The sequence below is a fragment of the Sphingobium sp. DN12 genome (assembly GCF_051058005.1).
GTDB classification, from domain to species: domain Bacteria; phylum Pseudomonadota; class Alphaproteobacteria; order Sphingomonadales; family Sphingomonadaceae; genus Sphingobium; species Sphingobium yanoikuyae.
The window spans coordinates 1,042,227-1,062,326 of the sequence record NZ_CP173717.1 but is presented as its reverse complement, the minus strand read 5'-3'; the positions used below and the strand labels follow the sequence as shown (position 1 = coordinate 1,062,326).

General features: G+C 65.6%; 22 protein-coding genes. 12 read left to right on the top strand and 10 right to left on the bottom strand.

Annotated features, from left to right (window positions below; all coding sequences use genetic code 11):
* Window positions 1-296 precede the first annotated feature (296 nt).
* On the top strand, window positions 297-1,745 hold the full coding sequence (locus ACI6S0_RS05100) for an amidohydrolase (protein ID WP_434405193.1): 1,449 nt from the start codon (window positions 297-299) through the stop codon (window positions 1,743-1,745).
* 19 nt (window positions 1,746-1,764) lie between these two features.
* On the opposite strand, the gene ACI6S0_RS05095 is transcribed toward ACI6S0_RS05100, so the two are convergent.
* The 5 genes from ACI6S0_RS05095 to ACI6S0_RS05075 form a co-directional block, all read right to left on the bottom strand.
* Window positions 1,765-2,409 (bottom strand): trimeric intracellular cation channel family protein, encoded by a 645-nt coding sequence (locus tag ACI6S0_RS05095; RefSeq protein WP_004207533.1) that lies wholly within the window; start codon window positions 2,407-2,409, stop codon window positions 1,765-1,767.
* A gap of 53 nt (window positions 2,410-2,462) precedes the next feature.
* Window positions 2,463-3,779, bottom strand: a complete 1,317-nt coding sequence (locus tag ACI6S0_RS05090; RefSeq protein WP_434405192.1) for a M20/M25/M40 family metallo-hydrolase — start codon at window positions 3,777-3,779, stop codon at window positions 2,463-2,465.
* A 99-nt stretch (window positions 3,780-3,878) separates the two neighbouring features.
* A complete protein-coding gene (locus tag ACI6S0_RS05085) occupies window positions 3,879-4,424 on the bottom strand; it encodes a glutathione peroxidase (RefSeq protein ID WP_434405191.1) in 546 nt (181 codons plus the stop codon).
* 39 nt (window positions 4,425-4,463) lie between these two features.
* On the bottom strand, window positions 4,464-5,177 hold the full coding sequence (locus ACI6S0_RS05080; protein ID WP_097383550.1) for a VIT1/CCC1 transporter family protein: 714 nt from the start codon (window positions 5,175-5,177) through the stop codon (window positions 4,464-4,466).
* A gap of 67 nt (window positions 5,178-5,244) precedes the next feature.
* Complete coding sequence (locus tag ACI6S0_RS05075; protein ID WP_125998483.1) at window positions 5,245-7,023, bottom strand: ABC-F family ATP-binding cassette domain-containing protein; 1,779 nt, start codon at window positions 7,021-7,023, stop codon at window positions 5,245-5,247.
* Window positions 7,024-7,163: 140 nt separating this feature from the next.
* Between ACI6S0_RS05075 and ACI6S0_RS05070 the strand changes: the two genes are divergently transcribed.
* Complete coding sequence (locus tag ACI6S0_RS05070) at window positions 7,164-7,889, top strand: SIMPL domain-containing protein (RefSeq protein WP_434405190.1); 726 nt, start codon at window positions 7,164-7,166, stop codon at window positions 7,887-7,889.
* 4 nt (window positions 7,890-7,893) lie between these two features.
* Here the strand turns inward: ACI6S0_RS05070 and ACI6S0_RS05065 are convergent, their stop codons facing one another.
* On the bottom strand, window positions 7,894-9,387 hold the full coding sequence (locus ACI6S0_RS05065; RefSeq protein ID WP_434405189.1) for a DUF389 domain-containing protein: 1,494 nt from the start codon (window positions 9,385-9,387) through the stop codon (window positions 7,894-7,896).
* Between the two features lie 70 nt (window positions 9,388-9,457).
* Between ACI6S0_RS05065 and ACI6S0_RS05060 the strand changes: the two genes are divergently transcribed.
* The 4 genes from ACI6S0_RS05060 (at window position 9,458) to ACI6S0_RS05045 (ending at window position 12,436) form a co-directional block, all read left to right on the top strand.
* The gene (locus ACI6S0_RS05060) at window positions 9,458-9,796 is read left to right on the top strand and encodes a hypothetical protein (protein ID WP_010336069.1); all 339 of its coding nucleotides are present in this window, start codon (window positions 9,458-9,460) and stop codon (window positions 9,794-9,796) included.
* A 48-nt stretch (window positions 9,797-9,844) separates the two neighbouring features.
* The gene (locus ACI6S0_RS05055; RefSeq protein ID WP_004207541.1) at window positions 9,845-10,510 is read left to right on the top strand and encodes a response regulator transcription factor; all 666 of its coding nucleotides are present in this window, start codon (window positions 9,845-9,847) and stop codon (window positions 10,508-10,510) included.
* A 169-nt stretch (window positions 10,511-10,679) separates the two neighbouring features.
* The gene (locus ACI6S0_RS05050) at window positions 10,680-11,984 is read left to right on the top strand and encodes a sensor histidine kinase (protein ID WP_434405903.1); all 1,305 of its coding nucleotides are present in this window, start codon (window positions 10,680-10,682) and stop codon (window positions 11,982-11,984) included.
* Window positions 11,985-12,082: 98 nt separating this feature from the next.
* Window positions 12,083-12,436 carry a YbaN family protein gene (locus ACI6S0_RS05045; protein ID WP_099233171.1) on the top strand — a complete coding sequence of 118 codons (354 nt, stop codon included), beginning with the start codon at window positions 12,083-12,085 and terminating at the stop codon, window positions 12,434-12,436.
* A gap of 84 nt (window positions 12,437-12,520) precedes the next feature.
* On the opposite strand, the gene ACI6S0_RS05040 is transcribed toward ACI6S0_RS05045, so the two are convergent.
* The 3 genes from ACI6S0_RS05040 to ACI6S0_RS05030 form a co-directional block, all read right to left on the bottom strand.
* Window positions 12,521-12,922, bottom strand: coding sequence for a polyketide cyclase (locus ACI6S0_RS05040; RefSeq protein WP_099233173.1), 402 nt, complete (start codon window positions 12,920-12,922; stop codon window positions 12,521-12,523).
* A gap of 77 nt (window positions 12,923-12,999) precedes the next feature.
* Window positions 13,000-13,755, bottom strand: a complete 756-nt coding sequence (locus ACI6S0_RS05035; RefSeq protein WP_099233175.1) for a competence/damage-inducible protein A — start codon at window positions 13,753-13,755, stop codon at window positions 13,000-13,002.
* Window positions 13,752-14,234 (bottom strand): GFA family protein, encoded by a 483-nt coding sequence (locus ACI6S0_RS05030; RefSeq protein ID WP_099233177.1) that lies wholly within the window; start codon window positions 14,232-14,234, stop codon window positions 13,752-13,754. Before ACI6S0_RS05030 ends, ACI6S0_RS05035 begins: the two co-directional genes overlap by 4 nt.
* 83 nt (window positions 14,235-14,317) lie before the next feature.
* Here ACI6S0_RS05030 and map point away from each other — a divergent pair, with 83 nt between their 5' ends.
* The 6 genes from map to ACI6S0_RS05000 all read left to right on the top strand — a co-directional run bounded on the left by map (window position 14,318) and on the right by ACI6S0_RS05000 (window position 19,352).
* On the top strand, window positions 14,318-15,148 hold the full coding sequence (gene map, locus ACI6S0_RS05025; protein WP_170828743.1) for a type I methionyl aminopeptidase: 831 nt from the start codon (window positions 14,318-14,320) through the stop codon (window positions 15,146-15,148).
* A gap of 336 nt (window positions 15,149-15,484) precedes the next feature.
* Window positions 15,485-15,823 carry a P-II family nitrogen regulator gene (locus ACI6S0_RS05020; RefSeq protein ID WP_004207549.1) on the top strand — a complete coding sequence of 113 codons (339 nt, stop codon included), beginning with the start codon at window positions 15,485-15,487 and terminating at the stop codon, window positions 15,821-15,823.
* Window positions 15,824-15,917: 94 nt separating this feature from the next.
* Window positions 15,918-17,330 carry a type I glutamate--ammonia ligase gene (glnA, locus tag ACI6S0_RS05015; RefSeq protein WP_004207550.1) on the top strand — a complete coding sequence of 471 codons (1,413 nt, stop codon included), beginning with the start codon at window positions 15,918-15,920 and terminating at the stop codon, window positions 17,328-17,330.
* A 120-nt stretch (window positions 17,331-17,450) separates the two neighbouring features.
* Window positions 17,451-17,753, top strand: coding sequence for a helix-turn-helix domain-containing protein (locus ACI6S0_RS05010; RefSeq protein ID WP_434405188.1), 303 nt, complete (start codon window positions 17,451-17,453; stop codon window positions 17,751-17,753).
* Between the two features lie 34 nt (window positions 17,754-17,787).
* Window positions 17,788-18,846, top strand: coding sequence for an NAD(P)H-dependent flavin oxidoreductase (locus tag ACI6S0_RS05005; RefSeq protein ID WP_434405187.1), 1,059 nt, complete (start codon window positions 17,788-17,790; stop codon window positions 18,844-18,846).
* Window positions 18,843-19,352: a DUF4269 domain-containing protein gene (locus tag ACI6S0_RS05000; protein ID WP_434405186.1), complete on the top strand. Its 510-nt coding sequence runs from the start codon at window positions 18,843-18,845 to the stop codon at window positions 19,350-19,352. The genes ACI6S0_RS05005 and ACI6S0_RS05000 overlap by 4 nt, the downstream gene beginning before the upstream one ends.
* A 16-nt stretch (window positions 19,353-19,368) precedes the next feature.
* On the opposite strand, the gene ACI6S0_RS04995 is transcribed toward ACI6S0_RS05000, so the two are convergent.
* Window positions 19,369-20,022, bottom strand: coding sequence for a histidine phosphotransferase family protein (locus ACI6S0_RS04995; protein ID WP_010336062.1), 654 nt, complete (start codon window positions 20,020-20,022; stop codon window positions 19,369-19,371).
* Window positions 20,023-20,100 lie beyond the last annotated feature (78 nt).

The following is a 20,100-nucleotide window of genomic DNA, read 5'->3' as shown; positions in this document are numbered from 1 at the left end:
CATCCCATGGCGATCAGGCTCGCCGCGCAGGCTCCCTTGTTCCGATACACACCCATATGTCTTCCCCTGGCTCCCGCCATCCGATCCCTTCGGATGGGCTCTGATCTTTTGAGGTTGTCCCCTCGTCCGGCTGCGTGGCCGGAAACCCTCTCATTGTCGGAGACGCAGGCCCGAAAATTTCCCCCATCAAAAATTTCACTTTTGTGATGGTGGTATCCATCGCCCTGATCGATAAGCCGTTTCACCAGTGGGGATGGTGCGGACCGCCCCGCTTCATGCAGCCAGGGGATCCATCCATGTCACGCTTCGCCCGCTCCTTCCTCGCCCTCCTCGCGCTCGGCGCATCGGCGCCCGCCCTCGCCGGGCCGCTGGCCGATGGCGACAAGATGGCGATCATGGCGGATGTCGATCGCGGCGCGGACACGCTGGCGAAGAACGCGCTGCAAATCTGGAACTATGCCGAAATCGGCTTTCAGGAGACGAAAAGTTCGGCGCTGTTGCAGCAGCAGCTGAAGGCCGCCGGCTTCACGGTGGAGGCGGGGATCGCCGGCATGCCCACCGCCTTCGTCGCGCGCTTCAGGACCGGCGACGGCCCGGTCATCGGCCTGCTCGCCGAATATGACGCCCTGCCCGGCCTGCCCCAGGCGGCCGAGCCGGTGCGCAAGCCGATCGAGGGCATTGCCGGCCATGGCTGCGGTCATAATCTGTTCGGCGCCGCCTCGGTCGCGGCCGCGATTGCCACCAAGGACTGGATGGTCGCGCACAAGATCAAGGGCGAGCTGCGCCTCTATGGCACGCCGGCGGAGGAAGGCGGATCGGGCAAGGTGTTCATCGTCCGCGCCGGCCTCACCAAGGATGTGTCGGCGATGATCCACTGGCATGCCGCCGACAGCAACAGTGCGTCGCAAAATACCGCGCTCGCCAATATCAGCGGCAAGTTCCGCTTCCACGGCACCGCCGCCCATGCCGCCGCCGCGCCCGAACGTGGCCGCTCCGCGCTCGACGGGGTCGAGGCGATGGACGCGATGGTCAACATGATGCGCGAACATGTGCCGCAGGAAACCCGCATCCATTATGTCATCACCGATGGCGGCAAGGCGCCGAACGTCGTGCCCGACACCGCCGAGGTCTATTATTATGTCCGCCACCCCAATCAGCAGGTGGTCGCCGACATCATGGACCGGGTGAAGAAGGCGGCCGAGGGCGCGGCCATGGGCACCGGCACCACGGTCGAGTTCAACCAGGTCGGCGGCACCTTCGACCTCCTGCCCAACGACACGCTGGGCCATGTCATGTATGACAATCTGAAACAGGTGACCCTGCCCGCCTACAATGCGCAGGAACAGGCCTTCATCACCCAGATCCAGTCGAGCTTCCCCAAGGGCACGCGCATGGGCGACGGCAGCGTCGAAGCCTATAGCAGCGGCGGCCTGACGCCGGCCTCCACCGATGTCGGCGATGTCAGCTACACGACGCCGACGGTCGGCATGGTCGCAGCCACCTGGGCGCCGGGCACCCCGCCGCACAGCTGGCAGGCCGTCGCCGCGAGCGGAACCAGCGTCGGCACCAAGGGCGCGGTCGTCGCCGCCAAGGCGATGGCGCTGACCGCCGCGCAACTGTTCCAGAGCCCGGACACGCTGGCAGAGGCCAAGGCCGAACTGGATCGCCGTCGCGGCAAAGATTTCGTCTATCGCTCGCTGCTGGGCGACAAGGGACCGGCGCTGGAATATCGAAACGGGAAGTGACGGTCCCGAAGCAGGACGATTACTCGCCCGCCTCCTTATAGGCGGGCAGACCCAGCCCCCGGCGGATCGCGAGCGCCCGCAGGCCAAACCCCAGCAGCGCCGCGATCACGCCGGCGACCGGCACATCCAGCCCGGCCAGCCGCAACAGCACGAACAGGCCGGAGGCGAACGCTGCGGCCGTGACGTATAGTTCGGGGCGCAGCAGGATCGACGGCTCGCCCGCCAGCGTGTCGCGCATGATGCCGCCGACGCAGCCGGTGACCACGCCCATCATCCCCGCGACAAAGGGCGGCACGCCAAAGCTCATTGCCTTGGCCGCCCCGAAGACCGCGAAGGCGGCCAGCCCGATCGCATCGAGCCAGTCGAGCGCATGATCGCTCCACCAGCGGCGCGGCGTGATCCAGACGGTGATAGCGGCGGCCATGCACACGATCGACGGCGCCGGATCATGGATCCAGAAGACCGGCGCATCGATCAGCAGGTCGCGCACCGTGCCGCCGCCCACCCCCGTCAGCAGGGCGAAGAAGGCAAAGGTCACCAATGTCTGGCGCAGGCGCGCGGCAGCCAATGCCCCGGAAGCCCCGAAGACGAAGGTGCCGATCAGGCTCAACGCCTCCAACACGGGTCCGATATGGGTGGCAATCGTCGGGGTCGGCGGCAGCATGGCTTTCCGTAGCCGCTATCGGGCGCCAGCGGAAGCCGGCGCCCGAGGGTCGATCATTTCCGGCCCTTCTCGGCCGACAGACGGGTCATCAATATGGCCGCCCGCTTGGCCTGGCGCGGCATGGTGGACAGGTCCGCCTTTTCCGCCGGGCTATGATCACCCGTCGAGGCGAGGCCCAGACCCACCAGCCCGTCGACATCCTGCGCGACGAAGCTGATATCGCCCGCGCCGCGCTTGAGCGGATCAAGCTCGGGCATTTCGGGCAGGCCCAAATCCTTGTTGATGCCATTCAATTTGCCCAGCAGCGCGCGATTGCCCGCCGTTGGCGCCATGGAGGGATAGCCCAGGTCAAAGGCGATGCTGGCGCCGGTGCCGGGCAGATGGCCGCTATCTACGATCGCCTGCATCTTGGCCCGCACCCGCTCGGTCTGGTCCTGGCTAAGGGTGCGGAAATCGCCCTTGGCGACCGCGATCGGCGGGATGATATTGGTCTTGCCGGTCACGGCGATGCGTACGCCGTCCTTGTCAACATCGGCGCTCTGGCCGCCACCGATCAGGCCGACATTGAAGGTCAGGTTGGGTTCCGGCAATTCCTTGCGGAAAGCGGTGATGATCCGCGCCATTTCATAGACGGCGCCATCACCGGCGGCCGCAGAGAAGATGCCCGAACTGTGCGCCGACTTGCCGCTGGTGGTCAGCGTCCAGCTGTTGGAGGAGCGGCGCGCGATCGAGCCCATATCCTTGCCGTCCTCGCGGCTCAGCCCCTCGAAATCGAGCGCGACGTCGGCGCGCTTGCCGGCCGCGATCAGGTCAGCGCGCGAGATCGAGACCGGATCGCCCGAATCCTCCTCGTCACCGGTCAGCACCACCTCGATATTGGCGTTCTTCAGCGTGCCCGCCGCCTGCATCGCCTTCAGGGCCAGCAGCATCGTCACCACCCCACCCTTGTCGTCGCCGACACCCGGCCCGGCGGCCCAGTCACCATCCCGCTTGAAGGTCTGGAACGGCGAGTCCGGCTCGAACACCGTGTCGAGATGGCCGATCAGCAGCATCTTCGTCGTGCCCGCCTTGCCCTTGTGGACCGCGATGAAATGGCCGGCACGCTTGACCTGATCCATCGGTTTCCAGCTAACGGCGAAGCCCAGCGCCTCGAACTCGGGACGCAGCATGTCGGCCACCGCCTTGACGCCGGCGACATTCATCGACCCGCTATTCTGGTTCACGATCTTTTCGAGGAGGGCGATCGCTGGTTCATGACCGGCATCGACGCTGGCGCCGATCTTCTGTTCGGCCGGGCTCAGCGCCGCCTGCGCCGTGGTCGCCAGCAGCATCGCGCCGCACAGGGCCGCCTTCACAATAGTCTGTCGCATGGGTTCGTAACTTCACCGAAACAAAGGAAGAATGGGCCGCTCCGGGGCAGCCGTAAAATAGAACGGGTGGCGCGTGCAGACACGCCACCCGTCGGATGCTTATTTCGCCAGTTCGGCTTCGATCGCAGCAACCAGCGCCGGATCGTCGGGCGCCGTCGTCGGCGCGAAACGGGCCGCAACACTGCCATCCTTGGCGATCACGAATTTCTCGAAATTCCACAGGATTTCCGGCACCGGATTGGGCGTCATGCCATAGCCCTTGAGCCGCTCGCGAAAACTGTCGCCATCGCCCTGCGCCTCGGGCTGCGCGCTCGTCAGTGCGGCATAAAGCGGATGCTTGTCCAGCCCGCTGACCACGATCTTCTCGAACATCGGGAAATCGACGCCGAAATTGGTGGTGCAGAAGGTCGCGATCTCGTCATTGCTGCCCGGTTCCTGAGCGCCGAAATCATTGGCCGGGAAGCCCGCGACCACCAGCCCCTTGTCCCGATAATCGGCATAGAGCTTTTCCAGCCCCTCATATTGCGGCGTCAGCCCGCATTTGGAGGCGACATTGACCGCAAGCACCACCTTGCCGGCATAATCGGCCAGGGTCGCGTCGGCGCCCTTGATGGTCTTGAGCGGTATCTGCTGGATTGCGGTCATGCATCATCTCCCTTGGATATCAGGCGGCGGACCTTGCCATCATATGGCGGCGCCGAAAAGATGCCCCGCCGCCGCCGTCACAGCCATCGCCAGCGCGCCCCAGAAGAATGTACGCAGCATCGACCGCCCCGGCCGCGCCCCGCCCAGCCGCGCCCCGACATAGCCCAGCAGCAACAGGCAGAGCAGCGACACCGGCACGACGCTGATCCCGGCCAGCGACGGCGCGATGGCCGCGGCGACTACCGGTGGCGCCGCGCCACAGGCGAAGCTCGCCGCCGAGGCCAGCCCTGCCTGCACCGGGCGCGGCGTGCTGAGGTCGGAAATGCCCAGCTCATCGCGGGCATGGGCGCCCAGCGGATCGGTCGCCATCAACTGGGTAGCCACCTGCCCAGCCAAGTCCCGGTCCAGCCCGCGCTCGACATAAATGTCGCGCAACTCCTCCCATTCGGCATGAGGCTGTGTCGCCAGCGCCTTCTTTTCCTTGGCGAGATCGGCACGCTCGGTATCCGACTGGGCGCTCACCGACACATATTCGCCCGCCGCCATCGACATGGCGCCGGCCACCAAGGCGGCAATGCCCGACAATAATATGGACTCGCCTGTCGCGCCCGATGCGGCGATCCCGGTCATCAGGCTGGCGGTCGATACAATGCCGTCATTGGCGCCCAGCACAGCCGCGCGCAGCCAGCCGACCCGGTTGACATAATGAACGGCATGATGTGGCCGTGGCGGCTCGACGCGCGGCGTGGTCATATGATGGAGCCCCCTGTCAGATCATCCAGCCCGTTGGCTATCAGATGCAGGGGACAGCGCAAGGGGCTCAGCCCAAGCCCTCGGCCTTCTCCGCCAGTTCCAGCCAGCGTTCCTCGGCCGCGTCCTTCTCCGCCCGCGCCCTCTCGATCGCAGCCGTCAGCGCCGCGAATTTCTTCGGGTCGCGGGTATAAAGCGCCGGGTCGGCCAGCGCCTCCTCGTCGCGGGCGATCGCCGCTTCCAGTTCCTCGATCTTCTTGGGCAGCAGGTCGAGGTCGCGCTGGTCCTTGTAGGTCAGCTTGGTCGAGGCCGGCTTGGGCGGCGGCGGGGCCGCAGCCTCCTTCTTCTCCGCCTTGGGCGCACGGCGCGGATCGCGCTTGGCGATCCAGTCGGCATAGCCGCCGACGATCACATCGACCTTGCCCGATCCGTCGAGGCCGAGCGTCACGGTGACGGTGCGGTCGAGGAAGTCGCGGTCATGGCTGACGATCAGCACCGTGCCATCATAGTCCGCGATCACTTCCTGCAGCAGGTCGAGCGTTTCGAGGTCAAGGTCGTTGGTCGGTTCGTCCAGCACCAGCAGGTTGGATTCGCGGGCAAATTCGCGCGCGAACAGCAGACGCGAACGCTCGCCACCCGACAGGGTGCCGACCTTCGCCTCCGCCAGCGAGGGGTCGAACAGGAAGTCCTTGAGATAGCCATGGACATGCTTGCGCACGCCGCGCACATCGATCCAGTCGCCGCCCTCGGCCAGCACGTCGCGCACGCTCTTGTCGCCCTGCATCAGGCTACGCTGCTGGTCGATGAAGATCATGTCCAGCGTCTTGGCCAGCGTCACCGCGCCGCTGTCGGGCGCCAGTTCGCCGGTCAGCAGCTTCAGCAAAGTCGACTTGCCCGCGCCATTGCCGCCGACGATGCCGATCCGGTCGCCGCGCTGCACCCGCAGGCTGAAGTCGTTGATGATGGTCCGATCACCAAATGTCTTGGTGACATGCTCGGCCTTGATGACGCTCTTGGTCTTGCTGTCGTCGCTCGCCACCGCGATCTTGGCGGTGCCTTGCGGCCCCTGCATCGCGGCACGCTGGGCGCGCATCTCCCACAGCTTGGCAAGGCGTCCCTGGTTGCGCTTGCGCCGCGCAGTGACGCCACGCTCCAGCCAGTGTGCCTCGATCTTGAGCTTGGCGTCCAGCTTCTCGGCAGCGCGCGCCTCTTCGGCATAGACCGCTTCCATCCAGTCCTCGAAACCGCCGAAGCCGATCTCGTTGCGGCGCATCTGGCCGCGATCGAGCCACAAGGTCTGGCGGGTCAGGCGAGTCAAGAAGGCACGGTCATGGCTGATGACGATGAAGGCACCGGTATAGCGGGCAAGCCAGCTTTCCAGCCAGTCGATCGCCGCGATATCCAGATGGTTGGTCGGCTCGTCCAGCAGCAGCAGATCGGGCTCGCTCGCCAGCGCGCGGGCGATCGCGGCGCGGCGGCGCTCACCGCCGCTCGCGGTCGCGGCCTCGCGCGACAGGTCGATGCCCAGCTGGTCGGCGATCGCCTCGACCTCATGGGCGGGCGGCGCGAATGCGCCGGCCAGCGCGAAATCATGCAGCGTCTTGAAGGCACTGACGTCCGGATCCTGCTCCAGCGTCACCACCCGCGCGCCCGGCTGTACCGAACGAATGCCCTCATCCGCTTCGATCTGACCGCCGATCAGCTTGAGCAAGGTGGTCTTGCCCGCGCCGTTGCGCCCGATCAGCGCCAGCCGGTCGCGCTGACCGACATGGATGTCGATATGCCGGAATAGCCAGTGGCTGCCCTGCGAGAGGCCGAGATTTTCGAAGGAGAGAATGGGTGCTGCCATGGCGGTGCAGCTAGGGCCTATCGGGCGTCGGGGCAAGAGTGGAACCGGAAAGCTGTCGGACGGCTTTCAACGCAGGACAGCGTCCATTCATCGCACCCCGGCCAAAAACGGGTGCAGGACTTACAGAGGAGACCATGTCCATGAAATCCGCTCTCGCCCTGATGGCGCTCGGCGCCGCCGCACTGCCTGTCGCGGCTGTTGCCCAGACCAGCGTCACCATCGCCGAGACCGCGCCGGTAGTGACGTTGAACGTCACCGAAAGCGTCGAGGCCGCGCCCGATGTCGCGGCCATCGGCACCGGCGTCCAGACCAAGGCCCCGACCGCGGCCCAGGCGATGAAGGACAATGCCGCCAAGATGGACGGGCTGATCGCGGCGCTGGCCAAGGCCGGCATCGCCAAGGCCGACATCCAGACCAGCGGCATCAACCTCAACGCCCAATATGACTACAGCAACCGCGACGGCCAGCCGTCCGGTCCGCGTTTCCTGGGCTATGAGGCGTCGAACCAGCTCAGCGTCAAGGTACGCGACGTGAAGAAGGTCGGCGCGCTGCTCGATACGCTGGTGCAGGCCGGCGCGACCAACATCAACGGCCCCAGCTTCTCGGTCGAGGATCCGAGCCCGCTTCAGGCCCAGGCCCGCGCCACCGCGCTCAAGACGGCCAAGGCCCAGGCCGATTTCTATGCCCAGGCGGCGGGCTATCGCTCGGCCCGGCTGGTCTCGATCTCGGAAAGCAGCAGCGGCGGCAATGCGCCGATGCCGCTGATGGCGGCCCGGTTCAAGGCCGACGCCGCGCCGACCCCGGTCGAACCCGGTCAGGTCAGCGCATCGATCAGCCTGACGGTCCAGTACGCGCTCGAACGCTAAGCCGTCATTCCTCGACGCGCCAGTGCGGCACCGCAAGGTCCGCGCTGGCGCCTTTGACCAGCCGCGCGTCGATGCCACGATCGGCAAAGGGCTTGAGCAACCCCTCATGCCCCTCCCCCTTGATCGACATGTCGATCGGCAGGCCGGTGCGCTGCGCCGCCCACAGCACAAGCGCCAGCCGATCCTTGTCCGTCACGGCCCCTTCATCATCCAGCGCGAGCGACGGCAGCGGCAGGGTCGGCGGCGTAATCTCTATCGCCCAGCCGGGCGTTGCCGCCGCCGCCCGCCGCTCCAGCGCCCAATAGGCGCCAAGGCCCGCATCCGGCAAAGCCCGCGCCCGCACCACCGCCCGTTTGCGCGCGGTATCCACCGTCACCGCATCGGGATTGACACCAGCGACCAGCGCCAGCCGGTCGGTCAGGCGATCGACCTGGCCCTGCACCTCACGCCGGGCGGTCTGGGCGGCGAGCAGCTGGGCATTGTCGGCATCTGTCCCCTCACCCACCCGGATCTGTTCGATATCCAACGACACCGGCTTGCCCAGCATGTCGCCCAGAATATGGCCGGCCCGCGCGGACGCGTCGCGCTCATAATGGCTGGTGAGGACGCTGGCGGTCACGGCAAGCGGCCTGGCGGCGAAATCCAGGTCGAGCTGGGCGATCCGGGCGCCATCTGGAAATTCGCGGCGGATGACGTCGCGGGCATCGCGGGCGGCCCGCGCCTCCCAGGCGATCTGGCCGAGCGACAGGCCGAGCGGCACTGCCAGCGCCAGGAATATGGCACCGATGAAAACCATCTGCAGCCAGCTCTGGCTGGGCGACAGCCGCCGGCCAAAGCCATAGAGGCGCGCCATGATCGCCGCAGCCAGCGCGATCGTCACGAAATTGGTGAAGAAGAGGAGGAAGGCACCGCCCGCGACCGTCGCATTGAGCGTCGCCAGACCAAAGCCCACCGTTGCCAGCGGCGGCATCAGCGCAGTGGCGATTGCGACGCCGACGATCGTGCCGGCCTTGCCGCGAATCATCGCATAGGCGCCCGCCAGCGCGGAAAAGAGCGCGACCATCAGGTCGAACAGATTGGGCCGGGTGCGCGCGGCGATTTCACTGGTCACCGTCTGCAACGGCGACAGCAGGACGATGAAGGCGGTGAACGCAATCGCCACCAGCGCCCCGCCCGCCAGCGCGACGATCGTCCGTCGGATTTCACGCGCATCGGTCATGGCGAGGCCAAAGCCCAGCCCGACGATCGGCCCCATCAGCGGCGAGATCAGCATCGCGCCGATCACCACGGCCGGCGAGGAGAGCAGCAGGCCCAGCACCGCGATGCCCGCCGACATCAGGATCATGAAGGCGTAGGACGGGGTCCAGCCATCATCGGCTCGCACCCTTTCGAGCACGGCCTGATGATCGATCCCGCGGATCACATGGCTGCGCCACCAGCGCGGCACGGAGCGCCACAAGGGCGCATCGGCTACGGGCCTGTCATCTTCCATCTGCATGGCTGGCAAGCCTAATTCGCCCGGCCGCTCCTTTCCAGCGCGGAATGACCGGTCATTCACCACCTGTTCAATGCGCTTCGCCTATGCCATGCCCATGACAATGATCGCCAAAAGCCTGACTGCCGGACTGGGCGCCCTACTGGCCCTGTCCCTGATGACACCGGTCGCCGAAGCCGGTGGCCGCCGTGACGAGCAGGATGCCGCGCGCCGCGCGATGCTGGACGGCCAGGTCATGCCCTTTTCGATGATCAAGCGCCGGGTCGACGCCCAGGTGGGCGGTGCCACCTATGTCGGCAGCGAGTTCAACCCCTCCACCAATCGCTATCGCCTGAAATATGTGAAGGACGGCAAGGTGATGTGGGTTGATGCCGACGGCCGGACAGGCGATATCATCGGCTGGGCACGCTGACCGCGTGCCGGCCAAACCCATTGCGTCGATAACAAGAAACGGAACCCTATGCGCCTGCTGATCGTCGAGGATGAACCGAGTCTGGGCCAGCAGCTCAGGAACACGCTGGAAGGTGCCGGCTATGCCGTCGATCTCGCCACCGATGGCGAGGACGGCCATTTCCTGGGCTCGACCGAAAATTATGACGCCGTGGTCCTGGACCTTGGCCTGCCGACGATCGATGGCCTGACCGTGCTTGATCGCTGGCGCAAGGAAGGGCGCAGCTTCCCGGTGCTGGTGCTGACCGCGCGCGACAGCTGGTCCGACAAGGTCGCGGGCCTGGACGCGGGCGCCGACGATTATCTGGCCAAGCCCTTCCAGAGCGAGGAACTGATCGCCCGCCTGCGCGCGCTCATCCGCCGCGCCAGCGGCAATGCATCGAGCGAACTGATCGCCGGCGACGTCCGCCTCGACACCCGTTCGGGCAAGGTGACGCTCAAGGGCGATCCGGTGAAGCTGACGGCGCAGGAATATAAGCTGCTGTCCTACCTGCTCCATCACAAGGGTAAGGTGGTCAGCCGCACCGAGCTGATCGAGCATATTTACGACCAGGATTTCGACCGCGATTCCAACACGATCGAGGTGTTCGTGACGCGCATCCGTAAAAAACTCGGCGCTGATGTCATCACCACCATCCGCGGCCTTGGCTACAGCCTGGACGAGCCGGGGCGCTGATCCTCGCCCCATCCGCCTCCGTTCGCTGCGGGCGAAGTCGACAGGCAAATAGGTCCGTGCCATCGGCCATGTTTCTCGGCTGCGTATGCAGTGAACGGGTGTAGGATCATTTCGCATGGCCAGCCCGTCGCCCTCCCCCATCCGGTCCACCGGGTCGATCAGCCGCCGCATGATCGGCATTGCCGCGCTGTGGATCAGCGTGCTGCTGCTGGGCGGTGGCGTCGCGCTCGACCGGGTGCTGTCGGACGCGGTGACGCGCAATTTCGACGACGGCATGAATTATGTGCTGACCGCGATGATCGCGGCGGCCGAGATCGGCCCGGACGGCGAAGTGCTGTTCAACCGCGAACTGGCCGACCAGCGCTTCCTGGAACCCAATAGCGGCCTCTATTACCAGATCAGCGCCAAGGGGCATGAGGATTGGCGGTCGCGATCGCTGTGGGACCGGGCGCTCAAGGTGCCGGGTGACCATGCCGACCGCAATTTCCATGTCTATGACAGCAAGCAGTTTCCCGGCGAGGATCTGCGCGTCATGGAGCGCAGCGTCATCCTGCCCGGTTCCGATGCGCGCTGGATGTTCATGGTCGCGCAGGCGCGCCAGGGCCTTGATGGCCAGATCAAGACGCTGCGATCGACCCTGTTCAAGAGCTTCGCGCTGCTGGCGCTGGGCCTGATCGTGCTCGCCACCTTGCAGACCATCTATGGCCTGCGGCCGCTGCGCAAGGTGCGGCTGGAAATCATCAAGATGCGCGATGGCGACAAGAGCCGGGTGACCGAACCCATGCCCGCCGAAGTGCTGCCGATGGTCGAGGAACTGAACGCGCTGCTCGCCCATAATGAGCGGCAGGCGGAGGAAGCGCGCACCCATGCCGGCAACCTCGCCCATGCGCTCAAGACCCCGCTGACCGTCATCATGAACGCGGCGACCGCCAATGCGCCGGACCTGGGCGAAACGGTCGTGCGCGAGGCGACGACGATGCGGCGCCAGGTCGACCATCACCTCGCCCGCGCCCGCGCCGTCGGCCGACGCGGCGCAGCGCAGAGCCGGGCCGAGGTCTGGGCCAGCCTGGAGGCGGTCGAGCGCGCGGTGCGGCATCTCTATCAGGATGCGCGGGTCGACATGGACGGCGACAAGCATGCGGCGGTCCGCGTCGAGCGGCAGGATCTGGACGAAATGCTGGGCAATCTGGTCGAAAATGCCGCCAAATATGGCGGTGGCAGCGTGTTCGCGACGGTCAGCCGCGTCGACGCAATGGTCGAGATCATGGTCGAGGATGACGGCATGGGCATTCCCGAGGCCGACCGGGTGCGCATCTTCGATCGCGGCGTGCGCCTCGATTCGGGCAAGCCCGGCACGGGCCTTGGCCTCGCCATCGTCCGCGACGTCGCCGAAATCTATGGCGGGTCGGTGGCGCTGGAGGAGAGCGAGGATCTGGGCGGGCTGCTGGTCCGGCTGCGCCTGCCTGCCGCCTGACAAAAGGCACCCGACGAAAGGCAATTGCGTTCCTGCAAATCAATAGCATAGATAGGACAGACTGGGCCGCATCGGCCCATTCCAGACGGGATCGACGGGTGCGGCGCCATCTCTATCTCATTGCCGGCTTCCTCTCGATCGGATTGGGCACGCTGGGCGCCTTCCTGCCGCTGCTGCCGACCGTCCCTTTCATGATCCTCGCGGCCTATTGCTTTGCCCGCTCCAGCCCGGAACTGGAGGCCAGGCTGCTCGACCACAAGCATTTCGGCCCGCATATCCGCCGCTGGCGCGAACGCGGCGCGATCAGCCGCAAGGGCAAGAAGGCCGCGCTCGGCGCCTTCGCCTTCAGCGCGATCCTGGCGCTGATCTTCTCCCCCTTCCCCTGGTATCTGATCCCGCTGGCCGCAGCGCTGATCGGCGGCAGCTGGATCTGGACCCGCCCGGAAAGCTGAGCCGCCTCGGCGGGATCAATATCCGCCGTTAGGGTCTGGTTCCGTATCAGAAATCGCTCTTTCGCGATTTGTCAAAATGATCCCTTAGCCCAGCGTCTTTGCATAATCGCGCAGCGCGCGTAGATCGCGGGTAATCCATTTGGCGTCGCGCGCGAAATCCTCGTCGCTCATACCGGGCTGGCGAAAAAGCGTCAGCATCACCTCTGCCCCATCTCCATTCTCGATCACGCGCAGCGGGACATGAACCTCCCGGCCATCACCGGTCTCGACGAAATGATCCATCACGCCAAATTCATTGTGCGGCGTGAAGCGAACGACGATCGGCCCATCGGGACCGTCGGCAATCCATCCGGTGCCGCCCCTGCGCAGATCGGCCTCGGTCAGGCCCGATGCCCATTTCGGGAATATCTCCGGCTGCCAGATCGCTTCATAAAGCTCGCGCCAGTTGCGCGCTATCGAGACACTATAGGTTCGCGCGGTAAGCATGCAGAATTCTCTTTTAGAAGTGGAACTGCGCTGTACCGCCGCCAGGCCTTCTTGTCACCGCAACGGATGTTTCTTGGCTAGATACCGCCAGACACCGGGGGCCAGCCCCCCTCCGTCAACGCGGCGCTGAGGTCCGCAACGCAGATGTCCAGCACCACCTGGTCGGTCGAGCGGATGACGAAATTGGCGCCGGTGCGCCCTTCGCGGAAGAAGGGGTAGCTGCCGATCTGGACGCCGTCATGGGCGCGCTCGGTGGCGCCGAGCAGGTCGGCGATCTCGCTTTCCGCGACCCAGCAGCCGATCGTCGCGGAGAGGACGGGCAAGCCGCCTTCCAGCGTGCCGGTCAGGCTGTCGAGCATGCCGGCGGTGATGTGCGGCACGCCGGCCATGATGAAGATATTGCCGTGGCGGATGCCCGGCGCGCCCGACATGCGGTTTTCGATGAGGTCGGCGCCGGCCGGCACCCGCGCCATGCGCAGCCGCGCGTCGGTGAGGCCGCCGCGCGTGACATAATAGCGCTCCAATATCGCCCGCGCTTCGGGATGGATCTCGACACCGACGCCCAGCGCCACCGCGATCGCATCGACCGTGATGTCGTCATGGGTCGGCCCAATACCGCCGGTGGTGAAGAGATAGTCGTTGCGGGCACGCAGCGTGTTCACCGCCTCGACGATCGCGTCCTGCACATCGGGCACCACCCGTACCTCGCGCAGGCGGATGCCCTGGACATTGAGCCAGGTGGCGATCTGCGCGACATTCTTGTCCTGGATGCGGCCGGACAGGATTTCATCGCCGATCACGATCACGGCGGCGGTCCAGATACGGTCGCTCATGCCAGCGGCTCCGCACGGGCGGCGAGCGCCATCAGCCGGGCCAGCCGATCGGGCGGCAGGACGTCCGCCGGCTTGTAGCTCGCCTCGAAGACCGGCACGTCGGCCGGCAAGGCGGTCCAGTCCGACCGGTCCGCCACGAAGATGGCGGCATCGGGCCGGATCGCCGAGCGATCGTCCAGCGTGCCGACCCGGATCGCCGCCCCCGCCCGGCCGAGACGGGGATAGAAGCTCCAGACCGCGGTGCCGCAGTTGGCGCAGCGGACGATCACCTGGGTCTTGCCGCTGCCGGTGGGCACGACATGTTCGCTCAACTGCCCAGACAGGAGATGAAGATGATCGACCTCGACAAAGGCATTGACCGCGGACGCCGCGCCGCTCTGCCGCTGGCACAGGCTGCAATGGCAGTTGTTGACGAAGATGGGGTCGGCATCGATCCGATAGCGCACCTCACTACAGGCGCATCCGCCTTCCATCACCATGTCCGTTTCTCTTTTCCTGATAGCGACCGCGGGGCTGAGCGAAGACACTCGCAATGCCGGATCGCAGGGTCTATATCAACCACATGACCGAATATATGACGATGACGGCCGACGCGCCGGTTTCCCGCTCGACCGCGATCAAGCTCTATGACGCGGCCGGTTTCGAAGGCATGCGCAAGGCCGGCCGACTGGCCGCCGAGATCCTCGACGCGCTAGTGCCCCATGTGGTGCCGGGCGTGACCACCGGTGAACTGGACGACATCGTCCGCCGCATGACCCTGGACGGCGGCGGGGTGCCGGCGACCCTGGGCTATCGCGGCTATACCCATAGCTGCTGCATCTCGCTCAACAATGTCATCTGCCATGGCATTCCGGGCGACTATAAGCTCAAGGACGGCGATATTCTCAATATCGACGTCACCCCGCTGGTCGATGGCTGGCACGGCGATACCAGCCGCATGTTCATCGCCGGCGATGCGCCGATCAAGGCGAAGCGGCTGGTCGAGATCACCTATGAATGCCTGATGCTGGGCATCGAGCAGGCCAAGCCCGGCAATCATCTGGGCGACATCGGCCATGTCATCCAGCGTCATGCCGAAAAGCATCGTTATGGCGTGGTCCGCGATTTCTGTGGCCATGGCCTGGGCCGCGTCTTCCATGACAGCCCTGAAGTGGTCCATGTCGGCCGTCCCGGCACCGGCCCGGAGTTGAAGCCCGGCATGTTCTTCACGATCGAGCCGATGATCAATATCGGCAAGCCCGGCGTGAAGATGCTGGACGATGGCTGGACGGCGGTGACGCGCGACCGCACGCTGTCAGCCCAGTTCGAACACAGCATCGGCATCACCGAAACCGGCTGCGAGATCTTTACCAAGAGCCCGACCGGCCTCGACTGCCCGCCCTACGCGCGCTGATTTCTGCCTGCCCATGGCGGTCCCAAAGGCCCGCTCCGTTCATGCTATCGGGATCATTCCTGACCGGCGTCGACGGGGCGGGCCTTTTGCATGATGGATCGTTCAACCACTGCCCAAAAAACAGGCAGAATGACATGATATTGCCCGGAATCCGGGCAATATGGACAAAGATTGCTGCATCGCCGAAAGCAGGCCTAGCGATTCGCCACTTGGCACGGTAATTGATTGTTAAGGGAGACGGCGCTTGCCTCGGGGGGCATGATGATCGTCGCTTGAAGGTTGAAGGATGCGGGGCCAACCCGCGTCCGTTCGTGCGTCATGGGTTGGGATTAAGTGATGAAGAAGATCGAGGCGATCATCAAGCCGTTCAAGCTGGACGAGGTAAAGGAAGCGCTGCACGAAGTGGGCGTGTCCGGCATCACCGTCACCGAGGCGAAGGGCTTCGGCCGCCAGAAGGGCCATACCGAACTGTATCGCGGCGCCGAATATGTCGTCGACTTCCTGCCCAAGGTGAAGTTGGAGGTCGTCGTCGACGACGCCCTGGCCGACCGGGTCGTCGAAGCGATCTGCAGCGCCGCCCAGACCGGCCGCATCGGCGACGGCAAGATCTTCATTTCCGCCATCGAGGGCGCGGTGCGCATCCGCACCGGCGAACGCGACAGCGACGCCATCTGATTTTCGACAGGTTCTAGCCGGCGGACAGGGGGCCGGCGGAAACAGGCTTCAACGACCCCTTCGGGGGGGTATCCATAGAGAAGGGCAAGTGCACATGGCCAACACGCCAAAAGACATCCTGAAGATGATCGAGGAAAAGGAAATCGAGTGGGTCGATGTCCGTTTCACCGATCCCAAGGGCAAGTGGCAGCACCTGACCATGGTGTCTTCGGTTCTCGGCGAAGATGAGCTGACCCAGGGCCTGATGTTCGACGGTTCGTCGATCGAAGGCTGGAAGGCGATCAACGAGTCGGACATGATCCTGAAGCCCGACCTGGACGCCGTCTATGTCGATCCGTTCAGCGCGACCCCGATGCTGATCATCTTCTGCGACATCGTCGAGCCCGACACCGGCGAACTTTATGCCCGTGACCCGCGTTCGTGCGCCAAGCGCGCCGAAGCGTTCGTGAAGTCGGCCGGTTTCGGCGACACCATCTATGTCGGCCCTGAAGCCGAATTCTTCATGTTCGACGATGTGCGCTTCGAGAATGACTACTCGCAGAGCTACTACAAGATCGACGACATCGAACTGCCGACCAACACCGGCAAGGAATATGAAGGCGGCAACCTGGGTCATCGTCCGCGCGCCAAGGGAGGCTATTTCCCCGTCGCGCCGGTTGATCCCTGCACCGACATCCGCGCCGAAATGGTGTCGACCATGCTCGAAATGGGCCTGCCCTGCGACAAGCATCACCATGAAGTCGCCGCCGCGCAGCACGAACTGGGCCTGACCTTCGGTACGCTGGTCCAGACCGCCGACCGCATGCAGATCTATAAGTATGTCGTGCAGATGGTCGCCCAGGCCTATGGCAAGACCGCGACCTTCATGCCCAAGCCGATCGCGCAGGACAATGGTTCGGGCATGCACACCCACATGTCGATCTGGGAAGGCGGCAAGCCGCTGTTCGCGGGCGAAGGCTATGCCGGCCTGTCCGACACCTGCCTCTACTTCATCGGCGGCGTCATCAAGCACGCCAAGGCCCTCAACGCCTTCACCAACCCGACCACCAACAGCTACAAGCGTCTGGTGCCGGGCTTCGAAGCCCCGGTTCTGCTGGCCTATTCGGCCCGCAACCGTTCGGCCTCCTGCCGTATTCCCTACGGCGCCGGTGCCAAGGCGAAGCGCGTGGAATTCCGCTTCCCCGACGCGATGGCCAACCCCTATCTCTGCTACGCCGCGCTGCTGATGGCCGGCCTCGACGGCATCGAGAACAAGATCCATCCGGGCGCCGCGATGGACAAGAATCTCTATGACCTGCCGCCGGAAGAACTGAGCCAGGTGCCGACCGTTTGCGGTTCGCTGCGTGAAGCGCTCAACAGCCTCGAAGCCGACTATGAGTTCCTGCTCAAGGGCGACGTGTTCACCAAGGACCAGATCGATGCCTATATCGAACTGAAGTGGCCCGAAGTGTATCGCTGGGAAATGGCCCCCTCGCCGGTCGAATTCGACATGTATTACAGCGCCTGATCCTTTCACAGGTTGCTGGAGGACGGGCCCGGTCGCGCAAGCGGCCGGGCCTTTTCCGTTGCGGCGCGGCAGGCGTGCTGTTCTATTCCGGCACCACGCATCGACGAAGGGAGACTCGCCTTGCAGATCAGCGGAAAGCTTGCCCGCGCCGCCCGCGCCCTGGTGGAATGGCCGCGTGATCATGTCGCGCGCCTTGCGGGGATCGATATGCCGATGCTGGCCGATTTCGAAGCCGGCCGCGCCGATCCGGGTAACGATGCCAAGGCACGACTGCGCCTGATACTGGAACAGGGCGGCGCCGTCTTCCTGCCGGAGGATGGCGAACAGGGCGCTGGCGTTCGGCTGAAATTCACCGCACGCGACGTGCGCGCAATCAACCGCATGGAAGGCGAAGGCGGCCCGGTGGGCACCGACGACGTCTGATCCCCCTGTTGCAGGATCAATCGCCACCGCCCACATGATCTGCATGAACCCGATCGACGCGCTAGACCTTTCCCTTCCCCTGATCCAGGCGCCGATGGCAGGCGTTTCGACGCCGGCGATGGCCGCGGCCGTCAGCAATGCCGGGGCGCTGGGATCGATCGCCGTGGGGGCAACCGACACAGCGGGCGCGCGCGCCATGATTGCGGCAACACGCGCGCTCACTGACCGGCCGTTCAACGTCAATCTGTTCGTCCATGCGCCGCCCCGCGTTCGTCCGGCTGAGGAACAAGCGTGGCTGGCCGCGCTGGCACCGCTCTTTGCCGCGCAGGATGCGGCACCGCCCGCGGGCCTTGAGACCATCTATCGCAGCTTTGCCGAAGACCCGGCGATGCTCGACCTACTGGTCGAAGCGCGCCCACGCGTGGTCAGCTTTCATTTCGGACTGCCCGGCGCGCAGCAGATCGCGGCGCTCAAGCAGGCGGGTTGCCTGCTACTCGCATCCGTCACCAATTTGGACGAGGCGGTCGCCGCGCGTGCCGCCGGCATCGACGCGCTGGTGGCGCAGGGATTTGAAGCCGGCGGCCATCGCGGCATGTTCGATCCCGATGCGCCCGATGCGATGCTCGGCACCTTCGCGCTGACCCGCCTGCTGGTGGCGAAGGCCGGCTTGCCGGTGATCGCGGCCGGCGGCATCATGGACGGACGGGGCGTGCGCGCCGCACTCGACCTGGGCGCGGTGGCGGCGCAACTGGGCACGGCGTTCATCGCCTGCCCGGAAAGCAGCGCCGACGCGGCCTATCGCGCCGCGCTTGCCAGCCCAGCCGCCCTGCACACGGACATGACCCGCGCCATTTCCGGCCGCCCGGCCCGCTGCCTTGCCAATCGCTTCACCCAATGGAGCGCTGAAAATGATGACGACGTCCCCGACTATCCGCGCGCCTATGCCGCCGGGAAGGCGCTCAACGCGGCCGCCAAGATCCAGGGCGAAGGCGGCTATGGCGCGCAATGGGCCGGCCAGGGCGCGCCCCTCGCCCGTGTCTTGCCGGCGGCAGACCTGATCGCGGCAATCGCGGCGGAGATGCGCGAGGCATGAGCCGCGTCGCGCATCAGGTCGCGCTGCAACGCACCGGCGTCCTGACGTTATTGGCGCCCTATGATCCCCATGTTGCGGGCACGCCGCCGCTTGGCCTCGACCTGCCGGACAGCGACATCGATATCGTCTGCGAGGTGCGGGATTTCGATGCCTTTGCCGCCTTGCTGACCGAGCATTTCGGCGATCGCCCCGATTTTGCGGTTCATGCGCGCCCCGACCTTGATGCCATGATCGTCCGCTTCCGCGCGTGGGACTGGCCATTCGAGATCTTCGGCCAGGCCTTGCCGGTCGCGCAGCAACATGGCTGGCGCCATTTCTGTGTCGAGCGGCGCCTGCTCGATCTAGGCGGCCCTGCTTTGGCGCAGGCGATCATGGCCTTGCGCCATCGCGGCCTGAAGACCGAGCCCGCCTTTGCCGCGCTGCTCGGCCTGACGGGTGATCCCTATGCCGCGTTGCTGGAACTCGAGGGACAGGACGACACAGCCCTGCGCGCCCTGCTGCCCTGATTTATTCCAGCCCGAATTATTCTGCGCGGTCGGGGATGGCGGCGCCGAACAGCAACACCGAATCGCCCGGCGGCGACAGCACGATCTCGCCGCCAGCCTCCATCACCAGCGCGCGTACCATCCAGGCGGCCGCCGTGCGCGACGCCAGGCCACCGGCCGGCAAGGTTCCTGCCAGCGCCGCGCGCAGTTCGGGATCGAGAATGACCTTGGGCCCTTCGCCCCGCACCACGATCTCCGTCACGCCCGGCCGCTTCTCCGCACCGATGTCGAGCTGCCCGCCGCGCACCAGCGCATCGCCAGCGATCAGCGCGAGATTGAGCAGCACCTTGACCGCGAGCTTGGCCAGCATCTGTTCCTCGACCATCCAGCCAAGCTTCACCCGACCCGAGGCGAACATGCCCTCGATCGCGACCTTCGCCTCATGCGGCGGCACCGCATCACCGAAACCGCCCGCCGAACCAAATGCCAGGCGGAAGAATTTCAGCTTGTTGGCCGAGGTGCGGGCACTGTCGGCCAGCAGGTCCAGGCAGCGCTGGCGCATGTCCGGGTCGGTTTCGTCGGCCATCAGTTCCAGGCCATTGTTGAGCGCCCCGACGGGGCTCAGCAGGTCATGGCAGAGGCGCGAGCAGAGAAGGCTGGCAAATTCGATGCTGTCGATCGGATGGGTCATGGAGATGGAGGCCGCCGGATTTACGGGAAAAGACACCTTCCCGGCTAGGCTTCCCCAGCCGATGATGCAAGCCCGGCT

What these genes read in the sequence shown, in the direction of transcription:
- ACI6S0_RS05100 (WP_434405193.1), top strand. Translation starts at nt 297, where the DNA reads ATGTCACGCTTCGCCCGCTCCTTCCTCGCCCTCCTCGCGCTCGGCGCA.
- ACI6S0_RS05095 (WP_004207533.1), bottom strand. Translation starts at nt 2,409, where the DNA reads ATGCTGCCGCCGACCCCGACGATTGCCACCCATATCGGACCCGTGTTG.
- ACI6S0_RS05090 (WP_434405192.1), bottom strand. Translation starts at nt 3,779, where the DNA reads ATGCGACAGACTATTGTGAAGGCGGCCCTGTGCGGCGCGATGCTGCTG.
- ACI6S0_RS05085 (WP_434405191.1), bottom strand. Translation starts at nt 4,424, where the DNA reads ATGACCGCAATCCAGCAGATACCGCTCAAGACCATCAAGGGCGCCGAC.
- ACI6S0_RS05080 (WP_097383550.1), bottom strand. Translation starts at nt 5,177, where the DNA reads ATGACCACGCCGCGCGTCGAGCCGCCACGGCCACATCATGCCGTTCAT.
- ACI6S0_RS05075 (WP_125998483.1), bottom strand. Translation starts at nt 7,023, where the DNA reads ATGGCAGCACCCATTCTCTCCTTCGAAAATCTCGGCCTCTCGCAGGGC.
- ACI6S0_RS05070 (WP_434405190.1), top strand. Translation starts at nt 7,164, where the DNA reads ATGAAATCCGCTCTCGCCCTGATGGCGCTCGGCGCCGCCGCACTGCCT.
- ACI6S0_RS05065 (WP_434405189.1), bottom strand. Translation starts at nt 9,387, where the DNA reads ATGCAGATGGAAGATGACAGGCCCGTAGCCGATGCGCCCTTGTGGCGC.
- ACI6S0_RS05060 (WP_010336069.1), top strand. Translation starts at nt 9,458, where the DNA reads ATGCGCTTCGCCTATGCCATGCCCATGACAATGATCGCCAAAAGCCTG.
- ACI6S0_RS05055 (WP_004207541.1), top strand. Translation starts at nt 9,845, where the DNA reads ATGCGCCTGCTGATCGTCGAGGATGAACCGAGTCTGGGCCAGCAGCTC.
- ACI6S0_RS05050 (WP_434405903.1), top strand. Translation starts at nt 10,680, where the DNA reads ATGATCGGCATTGCCGCGCTGTGGATCAGCGTGCTGCTGCTGGGCGGT.
- ACI6S0_RS05040 (WP_099233173.1), bottom strand. Translation starts at nt 12,922, where the DNA reads ATGCTTACCGCGCGAACCTATAGTGTCTCGATAGCGCGCAACTGGCGC.
- ACI6S0_RS05035 (WP_099233175.1), bottom strand. Translation starts at nt 13,755, where the DNA reads ATGAGCGACCGTATCTGGACCGCCGCCGTGATCGTGATCGGCGATGAA.
- ACI6S0_RS05030 (WP_099233177.1), bottom strand. Translation starts at nt 14,234, where the DNA reads ATGGTGATGGAAGGCGGATGCGCCTGTAGTGAGGTGCGCTATCGGATC.
- map (WP_170828743.1), top strand. Translation starts at nt 14,318, where the DNA reads ATGACCGAATATATGACGATGACGGCCGACGCGCCGGTTTCCCGCTCG.
- ACI6S0_RS05020 (WP_004207549.1), top strand. Translation starts at nt 15,485, where the DNA reads ATGAAGAAGATCGAGGCGATCATCAAGCCGTTCAAGCTGGACGAGGTA.
- glnA (WP_004207550.1), top strand. Translation starts at nt 15,918, where the DNA reads ATGGCCAACACGCCAAAAGACATCCTGAAGATGATCGAGGAAAAGGAA.
- ACI6S0_RS05005 (WP_434405187.1), top strand. Translation starts at nt 17,788, where the DNA reads ATGATCTGCATGAACCCGATCGACGCGCTAGACCTTTCCCTTCCCCTG.
- ACI6S0_RS05000 (WP_434405186.1), top strand. Translation starts at nt 18,843, where the DNA reads ATGAGCCGCGTCGCGCATCAGGTCGCGCTGCAACGCACCGGCGTCCTG.
- ACI6S0_RS04995 (WP_010336062.1), bottom strand. Translation starts at nt 20,022, where the DNA reads ATGACCCATCCGATCGACAGCATCGAATTTGCCAGCCTTCTCTGCTCG.